Origin of the sequence: Azoarcus sp. TTM-91 (genome assembly GCF_012911025.1) — a bacterium.
Lineage (GTDB): Bacteria > Pseudomonadota > Gammaproteobacteria > Burkholderiales > Rhodocyclaceae > Azoarcus.
Map to the genome: position 1 here is coordinate 1 of NZ_WUEI01000117.1, position 13,002 is coordinate 13,002.

The following is a 13,002-nucleotide window of genomic DNA, read 5'->3' on the forward strand; positions in this document are numbered from 1 at the left end:
TGCCCCCACTCCTCTCACCCTGAGCTTCACCCCTCGCCCTCCATCCCCTGCCGCCGGAAAGCCGAAGGTGTCAGCCCGGTGCGGCGGCGGAAGAAGCGGCAGAAGTAGGCCGGGTCCTGGAAGCCGAGTTCGTAGGCGATGCGCGACACCGGCGCAGCGATGTAGATGAGCTTGCGCCGCGCCTCCAGCAGCAGCCTGTCCTGCGTCAGTTCGAAGGCGGAGCGGCCGGCCACCGCCTGGCACAGGCGGTTCAGCGTGCTCTCGGTGGTGTGCAGCAGTTCGGCGTAGCGCGGCACCAGCCAGTGCTCGGCGTAGTGCGCCTCCACCAGCGCGCGGAAGCGGGCGAAGAGTTCGTGGCGGGCACGGTCGGCCGGCGTGGCGGCGTCGGCGGCCTGCAGGCGGCTGCGGGCGAGCAGCATCAGCAGCGCACACACCAGCCACTCCACCATCTTCGCCCGGCCGGCGGCATCCTCATGAAACTCGGCCTGCAGCTGCTCCAGCAGCGCGGCCATCGGCGCCGCCGATTCCAATGGAATGACCTGCGGCTGGCGGAACAGCACGTCCTCGAACATGCGGCCCGCATTGCCGGCTTCGCCGGACAGCATGGCGGCGGTCAGCGTCAGTACGTAGCCGTGGGTGCCGGGGGTGAAGCGGAAGGCGTGGACCACGCCGGGCGGAATCGCCGCCGCCAGCGGCGCCGTCACCGCCGAGCGCCGGCCATCCAGCGTCAGCTCGCCACCGCCATCGAGGAAAAATACCACCTGGTAGAGGCCGGGATGGGTGTGGGTGCCGATCTCCCAGTCGTAGCGCTCGCTGCGGCTGCGGATGTCTTCGATGTGGAAGAACTCGGCGTCCGCCACCGTGCCGGCGTCGCCATAGAGAAAGAAGCGCGGAATGGCCGCGCCGGGTGCGTCGGGGTGCATGGGTCTCCTCGCCTGAATTCACGGCCGGTCTTGCGTGCCTGGCCTGTTGTGCCCGCCCTCGGGGGCGTGGCGCAGATTGACGGAATAGTACAAGCCGCCTCCGGCTTAGTCCATTTTCGCGCCAGGGTCTTGTCCCTAAAGTGGCTGCATGGCGCGGCCGGTTCCGGCGGCCCGCCAAGATGCGGTGCCGCCAGCCGGCGGCGCCCGACAAGGAGGAGACATGTTCAGCTTCGATCCCTATTCACCAGCGGTGGACGCGGACCCGTTCCCGTTCTACCGCACCCTGCGCGACGAGCATCCCTGTTTCTGGAGCCAGGAAGCCAACATGTGGGTGTTGTCGCGCTATGCCGACATCGTGACCGCGCTCAACGACTGGCAGACTTATTCCTCAGCGCGCGGCAACCTGATGACCGAGCTGCCCAACCGCGCCGGCGCCACCCTGGGCACCACCGATCCCCCGCGCCACGACCGTCTGCGCGGCCTGGTGCAGCACGCCTTCATGAAGCGCAACCTGGCCTCGCTGGACGGCGCCATCCGCGAGGCCGCCATCGACGCGCTGCAGCCGCTGCTGGGCCAGCGCCAGTTCGATTTCGTCGAGGACTTCGCCTCCAAGTTCACCGTGAAAGTGCTGTTCCGCGTGCTCGGCCTGCCGCCGGGCGACGAGGTGGCGGTGCGCGACCGCGCGGTGCTGATGGTGCAGTCCGACCCGGCGACGCGGCAGAAGGGTCCGGCCCACATCGCCGCCTTCAACTGGATGAGCGAGTACGCCAGCGGCATCATCGCCGAGCGGGTGAAGCAGCCGGGCGAGGATCTGATCTCCCAGTTCAGCCTGGCCGAGATCGACGGCGAGCGCCTGTCCGAGCGCGAGGTGCTGCTCACCACGACCACGCTGATCATGGCCGGCATCGAGTCGCTGGGCGGCTTCATGTCGATGTTCGCGCTCAACCTCGCCGACCACGCCGAGGCCCGCCGCCGGGTGGTGGCCGATCCGGCGCTGCTGCCGGAAGCCATCGAGGAGTCGCTGCGCTTCAACACCTCCGCCCAGCGCTTCCGCCGCTGCCTCACCCGGGACATCGAGCTGCACGGCCAGCAACTGAAGGAAGGCGATTTCATCTGCCTCGCCTACGGTTCCGGCAACCGCGACGAACGCCAGTTCGCCAACCCGGACGTGTATGACATCGACCGCAAGCCGCGCGGCCACCTCGGCTTCGGCGGCGGCACCCACGCCTGCCTGGGCACCGCCATCGCCCGCATGGCGGTGAAGATGGCCTTCGAGGAATTCCACAGGGTCTTCCCGGAGTACAGCCGGGTGCAGGAGCAACTGCCGTGGATGCCCTCCTCCACCTTCCGCAGCCCGCTGCGGCTGGATCTGGCGGTCGGCTGAAGCACTGCGTCACCCAGGACGACCGCCGGCCCCGCGCCGGCGGTCGCGCTGCATTTTCCGCAACACAGTCCGCAACACAGAACACGCATCCCCATATCGAGAGGAGACAAACCATGGTCATGATCACTTACGTCGAACCCAACGGCGGCCGGCAGGAAATCGATGTGCCCGAAGGCTGGAGCCTGATGCAGGGCGCCATGTCCAACGGCGTGGATGGCATGGAGGCCGAATGCGGCGGCTCCTGCGCCTGTGCCACCTGCCACTGCTACATCGACGAAGCCGCGCTGGCCCTCATTCCGCCGGCCGCCGACAACGAGGCGGCGATGCTGGAGAACGTGGTGGCCGAGCGCCGGCCGACCAGCCGGCTGGCCTGCCAGGTCAAGGCCACCGCCGCGCTGGAAGGCATCCTGGTGGAACTGCCGGCGGCGCAGAGCTGACATGAGCGCGCCCATCGTCATCGTCGGCGCCGGCCAGTCCGGCCTGCAGGTCGCCGAGTCCCTGCGCAGCGAAGGCTGGGAGGGCGGCATCCTTCTGCTGGGCGAGGAAGCGGTGCCGCCCTACCACCGGCCGCCGCTGTCCAAGGCCTACCTTGCCGGCAAGGCGGAAGAGGCCCAGCTCTTCATCCGCAGCCCGGAAGCGCTGGCGAAGAAGCGCATCGACTTCCGCCCCGGCAGCCGCGTCGCCGCCCTCGACATCGCCCGGCAGACGCTGACGCTGGCCGATGGCAGCCAGCTGGACTACGAAGGCCTGGCGCTGGCCACCGGCGCGCGCAACCGCGCGCTGCCGCTGCCCGGCGCGGAGCTGGACGGCGTGTTCGGCCTGCGCACCCTGGACGACACCCGCCGCATCGCCGACGCCCTGGCCGCCACCGAAGCGGTGGTGGTGATAGGCGGCGGCTTCATCGGCCTGGAATTCGCCGCTGTCGCCGCCGCCCAGGGCAAGCGCGTCACCGTGCTGGAAGCGGCGGAGCGGCTGATGGCGCGGGCGGTGCCACCTGCGCTGTCGGACTTCTACCTGGCGCTGCATCGCGCCCACGGCGTGCGGGTGGAGCTGGGCGTGAGCGTGGCGGCGGTCCTCGGCGAGCAGGGCCGCGCCCATGGCGTGCGCTGCGCCGACGGCCGCGAGTTCGAAGCCGGGCTGGTGGTCGCCGGCATCGGCGTGCTGCCCAATGACGAGTTGGCGGCCGCCGCCGGCATCGCCTGCGATCGCGGCATCCTGGTGGATGCCTGCTCGCGCACTTCTGCGCCCAACGTGGTTGCCAGCGGCGACTGCACCGTCACCCGGCTGGAAGATGGCAGCCTGCGCCGGCTGGAATCGGTGCAGGCGGCGGTGGAGCAAGGCAAGTCCGCCGCCGCCGCGCTGCTTGGCCGCGAGCGCCCCTTCAGCGCCCGGCCGTGGTTCTGGTCCGACCAGTACGAGGTCAAGCTGCAGATGGCCGGCCTCGCCGCCGGTGCCGACCGCAGCGTGCTGCGCGGCAGTCAGGAGGCGCACGCCTTCTCTCTGTTCCACTATCGCGGCGAGCAATTGCTGGCGGTGGATTCCCTCAACCAGCCACAGGTGCACATGCTCTCCCGCCGCATGCTGGATGCCGGCCGCTCGCCGACGCCGGCACAGGCGGCGGACAGCGGCTTCGAGCTCAACACCGTGCTGGCGACACCGGCGCCGGCCACAAGCAGCTGATTCCGTTCTTCGGGGCGGGGGAACCGGGGCTCTGGCAGCCGATGCGGCGATGAGGCTGGAGCCGGTTGTAGCGGTGTGGCAAGGCGGGGCGAGGCGGCGCTGCTCCGGGTCAAGGTGGCGCCTCCACGGGCCCACCTCAAGGCAGCCGGGATGCAGCGCCCGGCCCGCCGCATGGGCCGGCAGCGCCTGCGGCCGGGCCGCTCGCGGGCCGTCGTGGCACTGACGCCCGCCAGTGAGGCAGCACCGCCCGGGAAGAATCCAGGCGTGGCATAAGCCAGAGAGGTCAGCTAGTCCGACCCGCGCGAGCCGCGACCTCACCCTGCCGCATGACGCTGCCCGGCACGCCGCCTATCGCCCAGTTCTCCGGCATCACCGGCACGATGCCGCCGCGCACCAGGGCGCGGTCGACGCCAAGCACCCGTTCGACGATATCGGTAAAGCCGCGCAGCAGGCGCTGGCGGTCGGCCAGCGAGCGCCCTTCCATCACCACGAAGCTGAAATAGGGCGCCCGCCTGTCCTCGCGCTCCAGCGGCACGCCGCCCACCGCCACGAGTTCCGGCCGGTAGAGCTGGATGAATACCCGCACGCGGTCCACCGGGCAGGCGAGCACTTCAGCGAAGAAGCGGCTGGATTCCACCAACAGCGCCTCGTGCTGCTCCGCGGTGTGCTGCCCTTCGGCGAGATGAAAATGCAGGATCGGCATCCCGGCCTCCTCAGGGCAGGCCGCGGCGGCGGCCGGCGTCCAGCATCAGCGTGGAACCGGTCATCGCGTCGGCTTCGGGCGCCAGCAGCAGCGACACCGCCCAGGCCACCTGCTCCGGCGTGGTCAGCGCGCCGATCGAGGATTCGCCGCGCATTTCATCCAGCACCGCATCCACGCTGATGCCGCGCAGCGCGGCCCGGTCGGCGGCGACACGGTGCAGGCGCTCGGTGTCGGCCGGGCCGGGGGCGATGGTGTGGGCGGTGATGCCGCGCTCGCCATAGGCCAGGCTCAACTGGCGCACCACGTTGATCAGCGCCGCGTTGGCCACCCCGGCGGCGGCGGCGTAAGCGGTCGGCTCCAGGCCATAGTGCCCGCCGATGGCGACGATGCGCCCTCCCCGCGCCAGCCGGTCATCGACCGCCCGTACCAGGCGCAGCAGGCCGCCGACCTTGATGTTCACCGCCTCGGTCATCGACGCCGTCGGCGCGCCGAGAATGCCGCCCGCCACCGCCACGCCGGGGCCGTGCACCACCATCCGCACCGGCCCGTCGACCGCGGCGCCTATCGCCGCGATGGCGCTGTCCGACGCGATGTCGGCGGCGCAGGGCCGCAGGCCCGGGCAGCGCTCGCGCAGCGCGTCCAGCGCATTCACCGAGCGCGCCACCGCCACCACCGCCAACCCCTGCCCCGCCAGCCGCGAGACGATGGCCTGGCCGAAAGCGCCGGTGGCGCCGACGACGACTGCGATTTCCTGTTGTGATTTCATGCGTTTCCTTCCGGTGGCAACTCAGGTGAGCACGGTCAGGAAGCTCTCGCGCGGGATGTTGTCCTGCGCAAAGGTCGCCGCGCCCAGCTCGCTGGTATCCCAGGTCAGCGTCGGCGTGTCCGGGTAATGCACGTAGCCGCCGGAGAAAACCTCGTTGCGATTGCCCGAGGGGTCGAAGAAATAGATGGTCGCGCCGCGGGTGACGCCGTGGCGGTTGGGGCCGACATCGACCGGAATGCGGTACTTGCCGATCAGGTCGGCGGCGTGGATCACGTCGTGGGTCGATTCCAGCAGGAAGGACACATGATGGAAGCGCGCCTCCTCCGGCTGCAGCACGAAGGCGATGTCGTGCGGTTTGGTGGAGCAGCTCAGGAACAGTGCCAGCGAGGCCTCGCTGTCCACGTCGATCAGGCGCTCGCTCAGGTCGAACTCGAACACCTCCCGGAACAGCCGCGCGTTCTGGTCGATATTGGGCCCGCCCAGCAGGCAGTGGTCCAGCCGGTTGATGCGGCAGCCGCGGATCACGCCTTCGTCCGGCATCACGCCCGGATTGCGCGTGCCCAGCGTGTTGCCGGTCTGCTCCTTGTGGGCGTAGAGCTGCATCAGATGCCCGCTCGGCAGGCGGAACTGCAGGCGCCGGCCGGAGTGCGGATAGACGCCGGCGGCAATGTGCTCCACCTTCAGCCCGAAGGCCTCGATCTTCGGCGCCAGTTCGGTGAGCGTGGCGTCGTCATAGACCTTGAAGGCGAAGTAGTCCATGCCGGCGGAATCGGCCTCGCGCAGTACCAGGCAATGGTGATCGTGCTCGTCCCACGCCTTGTAATAGACCCGCCCGCCCTCGCCCTGCATGACTTCGTGCAGACCGAGCCGGCGGCCGTAGTGCTCGCGCGCGGCGCTCATGTCGAGTACGCGGATCGCGACTTCGCCGAGCCGCAGCAGACCTCGTAGTGCCATGTTGTTGTCTCCTCTGTTGTTTTTTCTGCTTCGCGCCCGGCCTTGGCCGCGGGCGCGGTGTTCTTCCCCTTCCCCGTCGAGGGGGAAGGAGCAAAAGTGCGGCGGCTGAAAGTCAGTCCGGATTCGGCGGCGCTCAAGCCGCGTCCGTCACCCCGCGCTCCCGCGCCATCGTCATCGCGGTGTCCTGGATCATGTCTTCCTGGCCGCCGATCATCTTCTTGCGGCCGAGCTCGACCAGGATGTCCCGCGCCGGTACGCCGAAGCGCTCGGCCGCGCGCTTCGCATGCAAGAGGAAGGTGGAATAAACCCCGGCAAAACCCAGCGTCAGCGATTCGCGGTCGACGCGGACCATGTGGTCCATCATCGGCACGATCACGTCCTCGGCCACGTCCATCAGCTTGAAGAGATCGACGCCGGTCTCGATGCCCATGCGCTCGCACACCGCGGCGAACACTTCCAGCGGCGTGTTGCCGGCGCCGGCGCCGAGGCCGGCTACCGAGCCGTCGATGCGAGTCGCGCCGGCCTCGATCGCGGCGATGGAATTGGCGATGCCCATGCCGAGGTTGTGATGGCCGTGGAAGCCGATCTCGGTTTCCGGCTTCAGCACCTCGCGCAGCGCGCGCACGCGGGCGGTGGCGTCGGCGGGCAGCATGTAGCCGGCGGAGTCGGTCACGTACACCGTTTGCGCGCCGTAGGACTCCATCAGCTTGCCCTGCTGGGCGATGCCGGCGGCGTCGTTGAGGTGGGACATCATCAGGAAGCCGGTGGTGTCCATGCCCAGCTTGCGGGCGAAAGCGATGTGCTGGGGCGCGGTGTCGGCCTCGGTGCAGTGGGTGGCCACATGCACGCTGCGGGCGCCGGCGTCGTAGGCCGCCTGCAGCTCGCGCATCGTGCCCAGGCCGGGAATCAGCAGCACCGACACCTTGGCCTGCTTCATCCGCGACGCCACCGCGGCGATGTATTCCTCGTTGCTCGCCAGCGCAAAGCCGTGCTGCAGCGAATTGCCGCCCAGCCCGGCGCCGTGGGTCGCCTGCAGGTAGGGAATGCCGGCGTCGTCCAGCGCGGTGGCCACCTTCACCATCTGCGCCACGCTGATCTGCTCGCGCTTGGCGTGCATGCCGTCGCGCAGACACATGTCGTGCAGGACGACCTTGCGCCCCTTCAGGTTCGATTCGCTCATCACGCCACCTCCGCGGTTTTCAGCTTGATCTTTCCGGCCAGGATCTCCTCGGCGAACATCTCGGCGGTTCGGGTCGCGGCCGCGGTCATGATGTCCAGGTTGCCGGCGTACTTCGGCAGGTAGTCGCCCAGGCCGGCGACCTCCATGAACACCGAGACCTTGTTGCCGTCGTAGCTCGGCCCGTTCACCAGCCGGTAGCCGGGCACGTATTTCTGCACTTCACCGATCATCTGCAGGATGGATTCGGTGATGCGCGCCTGATCCGGCGCCGACTCGGTGAGGCAGTAGATGGTGTTGCGCATGATCAGCGGCGGCTCGGCCGGGTTGATGATGGCCAGCGCCTTGCCCTTCTTCGCGCCGCCGACTTTTTCGATGGCCGACGAGGTGGTGTAGGTGAATTCGTCCAGGTTGGCGCGGGTGCCCGGCCCCACCGACTTCGACGCCAGGCTGGCGACGATCTCGGCGTATTCCACGCCCTGCACCCGCGACACCGCATTGACGATGGGAATCGTCGCCTGGCCGGCGCAGGAGATCATGTTCACGTTCATCTCCACGCGGTCGGCATGCTGGCGCAGGTTCACCGGCGGCACGCACAGCGGGCCGATGGCGGCGGGCGTCAGGTCGATCATCATCACGCCCAGCTCGTTGAGCTTGCGCGAGTTCTCCGCGTGCACATAGGCGCTGGTGGCGTCGAAGGCGATCTGGATGCCGTCTTCCAGCACATGCGGCAGCAGGCCGTCCACGCCCTCGGCGGTAGTCTTGAGGCCGAGTTCGCGGGCGCGCGCCAGCCCCTCGGACGCCGGGTCGATGCCCACCATCCATACCGGCTCCAGTACCGGGCTGCGCTTGATCTTGTAGATCAGGTCGGTGCCGATGTTGCCCGAGCCGATCAGGGCGCACTTGATCTTCTTCATTGCTGTTCCTCCGCCGCGGCGCGCTGTGCCGCCGCGCGCTGGGCCATGTTCATGCCGCCGACGAAGAACTCCTCGTCGCCGTGTTCGGTAATCAGGATCCGCACGCTGTCGTGCTTCACCCCCAGGCTGCGCGTCACCGCCTCGGTAACCGCCTGCGCCACCGCGCGCTTCTGCTCGACGGTGCGCCCCTCCATCAGGTGCATCTCGATGATTGGCATGTCTCCCCCTTGAAATCGCTCAGGCCACGAAGCGCATCGACACGCTGCCGAGTTCCTGGAAGCGCGCGACCACGCTGTCGCCCGGCTTCACTGCAATCGCCTCGGTAATGCCGCCGCTCATCACGAAGCTGCCCGCCGGCAGCGTTTCGCCCAGGTCGGCGAGGATGTTCACCAGCATCGCGATCGCCTCGGCCGGATGGCCGAGCACCGCGGCCGAGGCGCCCATGGCGACGATCTCGCCGTTCTTCTCCAGCACCACGCCGAGCGTGCGCAGGTCCAGTTCCTCGACGTAGCGCGCCCGCCCGCCGCCGACGAAGCGCGCCGACGAGCCGTTGTCGGCGATCACGCTGGGCAGGTCGAACTTGAAGCCGGCAAAGCGCGAATCGATGATCTCCACCGCCGGCAGCACGTAGTCGGTGGCCGCCAGCACGTCCGCCGCGGTGCAGCCGGGGCCGCGCAATTCGCGCTTCATCACGAAGGCCACCTCGCACTCGACGCGCGGATGCACCAGGTCGCCAGTGGAAATCGCGGCGTTCTCCGGCCGCGCCATGCGGTCGGTGAGGAAGCCGATGGAGGGCACATCCACGCCCATCTGCTTCATCTTCGCCTTCGACGTCAGCCCCGCCTTCCAGCCCACCAGCCGATGGCCCTGGGCGAGGTAGCGGCGGCGCAGCTCGCTCTGCACCGCGTAGCCGTCGGCGATGGTCATCGCCGGGTATTCGTCGGTGAGTTTGGGGATGGCGCAGGCGCGGGTCTGGGCGCCTTCCACGCGTTCGCACAGGCGCACGATGTCCTCGCGCGACAGGCTCAGGTTCTGGCTCATACCGCGCTCCTTCCTGCAAATTTCACCCGGCAGCTGCCGAGCCCGCCGACGGTGCACACCAGTTCGTCGCCATCGGCCACCGGCACCAGCGCCGACTGCGAACCGGACAGAATCACCTCGCCGGCCTTGAACGGAATCCCCAGCTCGCCCAGCGTGTTGGCCAGCCAGGCCACCGCGTTGGCGGGCGAACCCTGCACCGCGGCGCCGACACCGGTGGAGTACAGCTCGCCGTTCTTCTCCAGCACCATGCCGGCCAGCGTGATGTCCAGCTTGCGCGGATCGCCCTTGGTCTTGCCGAGCACATACACGCCGCAGGAGGCGTTGTCCGCCACCGTGTCCTGGATGCGGATCTTCCAGTCGGTGATGCGCGAATCGACGATCTCGAAGCAAGGCACCACGTAGTCGGTGGCGCGGATCACATCCATCGCGGTCACGCCCGGCCCCTGCAGGTCTGCCTTCAGCACGAAGGCGAGTTCCGCTTCGGCCTTGGGCTGGATCAGCGTATCCAGCGGCAGCGTGTCGCCTTCCTGATAGACCATGCCCGAGGTGAGCTGGCCGAAGTCGGGCTGGAACACGCCCAGGAAATCCTGCACCGGCTTGCTGGTCGCGCCTATCTTCTTGCCGACGATGGTCTCGCCGGCCTGCACCCGCCGCGCCACATAGCGCTGCTGGATGCGGTAGGCATCGTCCAGGGTGATGTCCGGCGCCTGCTCGACCAGCGGCGGAATGGTGCGGCGCGCCCGCCACGCTTCGTAGAGCGCGTCGCCGTAGTGCTGGATCTTTTCCTCGTTCATGCGTCCCTCTGTGGATGGAGATGGGAGTGATGTCGGTATCTCCCCCCTTGGGGGAGCAAGGGTTTCGGCAAGCACTGCTTGCCGCCTGCGGAGCGGCGAGGCGCGGCCGGGACTCCTGGGCGGGAGGGAATGAGTTGGAGTGGGTTCGGCTGTTCCGTGGCGTCGGGCGGGAGCTTGTCTTGCTCCTCCCCTTCCAAGAGGGCGCTGGTCTCCCCCGCCTTTGGGCATTGCGCGAAAGCAGTGCCCAAGCCCGCCAGAAGCCGAAGCCGCCCTGTGCGAGGCGACCGCCCTACAACTTCACGCAGATATTCCGCGTCTCGGTGTAGAACTCCAGCGAATGCACCCCGCCCTCGCGCCCTATGCCGGACTGCTTCGAGCCGCCGAAGGCCGTGCGCAGATCACGCAGGAACCAGCTGTTGATCCAGGTGATGCCCACCTCCACCCGCGCCGCAACACGGTGGGCACGGGCGAGATTGGTCGTCCAGATCGTCGTCGAAAGCCCGTAGTCGGTGGCATTCGCCAGCGCGACCACTTCCTGTTCGCTGTCGAAGGGGCGGATGTGGCAGCAAGGGCCGAAGATTTCCTCGCGCACCACCGCGGCGGTTTCGGGCAGCCCGGTCCAGATCGTCGGCTGCACCCAGGCGCCTTCGGCCAGTTCGCCGGGCATGTCGGGCACGCCGCCGCCGGTCACCACGGTGGCGCCCTCCTCCACCGCCTTGGCGTAGTAGGACAGCACCTTGCGCTTGTGCTCCTGGCTGATCAGCGGGCCGTAGTTGGCGGCGTGGTCCTCCGGGCGGCCGTACTTCACCGCCTCGGCCTTCAGCTTCAGCGCCTGCACGAAGCGCTCGAAGATCGGCCACTCCACATACACCCGCTCGGTGCCAAGGCAGACCTGCCCGGTGTTGAGGAAGGCGGAGCGGAAGATGCCATCCACCGCGGCGTCGAAATCCGCGTCCGCGAACACGATGCCGGCGTTCTTGCCGCCGAGTTCGAAAGACACATCGCGCATGCCCTCGGATGCCGCCTTCATGATCGCCGCGCCAGTGCGGGTCTCGCCGGTGAAGGTGATCGCATCCACGCCGGGATGCTGGGTGAGGAAGGCGCCGGCCGAATCCGGCCCGAAGCCGTTCACCACGTTGTACACACCCTTCGGCACACCCACCGCGTTCATCACCTCGCCCAGCAGGACGGCGGTGTTCGGCGTTTCCTCGGACGGCTTCACCACCACGGTGTTGCCGCAGGCCAGCGCCGGGCCCAGCTTCCAGGTCATCAGCAGGAAGGGCGCGTTCCACGGGCAGATCACGCCGATCACGCCCTTGGGCACGCGGATCGCGTAGTTCAGCGCTCCGGCACCGTCCGGCGTGGCCATCTGGAAAGCCTCGGTCGGCACGTTCTTCACCACGTCGGCGAAGACCTTGAAATTGGCCGCGCCGCGCGGGATGAACACATGGCGCATCACATGAGAAGGCTGGCCGGTATCGGCCATCTCGGCCTCGACGAAGTCCTCGAAGCGGCGGGTAATCTCGTTGGCCACGCCATACAGCAGCTCGACACGCTGCTCCGTGGTGAGCCCGCCCCATTCGCCGTGCAGCGCCGCGCGCGCCGCCTGCACCGCCGCATCCACCTCCGGCCGGCCGGCCTCGCTGATCGAGGCGATCACCCTGTTATCCACCGGCGACCGCTTCTCGAAGCGCCGCCCACTGGCCGCGGCCACGTACTCGCCGGCGATGAAATTCTCGATCTGACGCATCTGCTCCTCCGTTATCCGCCCCGCCGCCGCGCTGCCTTGGGAAGCGGCGGGATGGCGTTGGGTTCTATTCGAAACGGAGTCTAAGAAGCGCGAGAAATACCGTCCAATACCTTATTTTTGGCGACCGAATACCTTCAGGGTATCGGAACGCACCGCCCTGCCCCGGGTGTGGCGACGGTGCTTCATGCGTCTTCATCGCCGCCCAACGCTCCGGCAAATGGCCCCGCCCCGCCATCCCGAGAACGCACCCGATACCCGCCCCGAGCGTCATCCCCACCTGCTCGCGGAACAGGCGCACAAAGGCACTCGCATCCTGGCAGCCGACCCTGCTGGCCTCCACCTCCACTGTCGCGCGCCACCGCATCCATGACTGCGGCGGCCTCGAGCAAAACCTGCCGCATATGCTTGCGCTGGACCGCCATACACCGCCGGTTTTGCCTTGCGTCGAGCACTTCGATGAACAGCAAAGGCCGAGAGCAGGTGTCTGAGCGCTGCTACAACACTGCTGCGTCGCTCTGAGTCGGCAATCAAGTCGCCCTAAGCCGATAGCCGGGCTCACGCCAAACGAATGGCCGTGGCCAGCCACGAGCAATACGTCACAGCTACACTTCATACGTTCGACATACAGTGCTGCCGGCGCGTCGCCGGATTTGGGCACCCATTTAGGACTGTGTATAACCGGGGACACACACAAAAGTGCTTATGAGTCAGCTCGTTACTAATGCGGAATTTGTCGATTTATACCGCGGGGTTCCGGATGAGTAAGCGAATTTGCGAGCTAAAACACGTTGAACTAAACCGCTGACGCGGTGGTGAGAGCCTCGCGGCCGCGTTGTCTTTTCCGGGCGCCCTGAGCGCTCACACCTTGCCGGTTCTCACTCGCATCCTGTCGCCGGGGCTTTCCCCGAACCGA

General features: G+C 68.1%; 13 protein-coding genes. 3 read left to right on the forward strand and 10 right to left on the reverse strand.

Annotation, left to right across the window (positions count from 1 at the left end):
* Nucleotides 1-26 precede the first annotated feature (26 nt).
* The gene (locus tag GRF61_RS20420; protein ID WP_169152465.1) at nt 27-923 is read right to left on the reverse strand and encodes a helix-turn-helix domain-containing protein; all 897 of its coding nucleotides are present in this window, start codon (nt 921-923) and stop codon (nt 27-29) included.
* Between the two features lie 220 nt (nt 924-1,143).
* Here GRF61_RS20420 and GRF61_RS20425 point away from each other — a divergent pair, with 220 nt between their 5' ends.
* The 3 genes from GRF61_RS20425 (at nt 1,144) to GRF61_RS20435 (ending at nt 3,987) form a co-directional block, all read left to right on the forward strand.
* The gene (locus GRF61_RS20425) at nt 1,144-2,307 is read left to right on the forward strand and encodes a cytochrome P450 (RefSeq protein ID WP_169152466.1); all 1,164 of its coding nucleotides are present in this window, start codon (nt 1,144-1,146) and stop codon (nt 2,305-2,307) included.
* A 113-nt stretch (nt 2,308-2,420) separates the two neighbouring features.
* Nucleotides 2,421-2,744 (forward strand): 2Fe-2S iron-sulfur cluster-binding protein, encoded by a 324-nt coding sequence (locus GRF61_RS20430; RefSeq protein WP_169152467.1) that lies wholly within the window; start codon nt 2,421-2,423, stop codon nt 2,742-2,744.
* A 1-nt stretch (nt 2,745) separates the two neighbouring features.
* On the forward strand, nt 2,746-3,987 hold the full coding sequence (locus GRF61_RS20435) for an FAD-dependent oxidoreductase (protein WP_169152468.1): 1,242 nt from the start codon (nt 2,746-2,748) through the stop codon (nt 3,985-3,987).
* Between the two features lie 283 nt (nt 3,988-4,270).
* On the opposite strand, the gene GRF61_RS20440 is transcribed toward GRF61_RS20435, so the two are convergent.
* From GRF61_RS20440 to GRF61_RS20480, 9 genes are all read right to left on the reverse strand, one after another.
* Nucleotides 4,271-4,690, reverse strand: a complete 420-nt coding sequence (locus tag GRF61_RS20440) for a tautomerase family protein (protein WP_169152469.1) — start codon at nt 4,688-4,690, stop codon at nt 4,271-4,273.
* 10 nt (nt 4,691-4,700) lie between these two features.
* A complete protein-coding gene (locus GRF61_RS20445) occupies nt 4,701-5,456 on the reverse strand; it encodes an SDR family oxidoreductase (protein WP_169152470.1) in 756 nt (251 codons plus the stop codon).
* Between the two features lie 21 nt (nt 5,457-5,477).
* Nucleotides 5,478-6,410, reverse strand: coding sequence for a catechol 2,3-dioxygenase (locus GRF61_RS20450; RefSeq protein WP_169152471.1), 933 nt, complete (start codon nt 6,408-6,410; stop codon nt 5,478-5,480).
* A gap of 133 nt (nt 6,411-6,543) precedes the next feature.
* Nucleotides 6,544-7,590 carry a 4-hydroxy-2-oxovalerate aldolase gene (gene dmpG, locus GRF61_RS20455; protein WP_169152472.1) on the reverse strand — a complete coding sequence of 349 codons (1,047 nt, stop codon included), beginning with the start codon at nt 7,588-7,590 and terminating at the stop codon, nt 6,544-6,546.
* Complete coding sequence (locus tag GRF61_RS20460) at nt 7,590-8,504, reverse strand: acetaldehyde dehydrogenase (acetylating) (RefSeq protein WP_169152473.1); 915 nt, start codon at nt 8,502-8,504, stop codon at nt 7,590-7,592. Before GRF61_RS20460 ends, dmpG begins: the two co-directional genes overlap by 1 nt.
* A complete protein-coding gene (locus tag GRF61_RS20465) occupies nt 8,501-8,722 on the reverse strand; it encodes a tautomerase family protein (protein WP_011765588.1) in 222 nt (73 codons plus the stop codon). The genes GRF61_RS20460 and GRF61_RS20465 overlap by 4 nt, the downstream gene beginning before the upstream one ends.
* A gap of 19 nt (nt 8,723-8,741) precedes the next feature.
* Nucleotides 8,742-9,545, reverse strand: coding sequence for a 2-oxo-3-hexenedioate decarboxylase (gene dmpH, locus GRF61_RS20470; protein ID WP_169152474.1), 804 nt, complete (start codon nt 9,543-9,545; stop codon nt 8,742-8,744).
* Complete coding sequence (gene dmpE, locus GRF61_RS20475) at nt 9,542-10,339, reverse strand: 2-oxopent-4-enoate hydratase (protein WP_169152475.1); 798 nt, start codon at nt 10,337-10,339, stop codon at nt 9,542-9,544. Before dmpE ends, dmpH begins: the two co-directional genes overlap by 4 nt.
* A 289-nt stretch (nt 10,340-10,628) precedes the next feature.
* Nucleotides 10,629-12,089, reverse strand: coding sequence for a 2-hydroxymuconic semialdehyde dehydrogenase (locus GRF61_RS20480; protein WP_169152476.1), 1,461 nt, complete (start codon nt 12,087-12,089; stop codon nt 10,629-10,631).
* Nucleotides 12,090-13,002 lie beyond the last annotated feature (913 nt).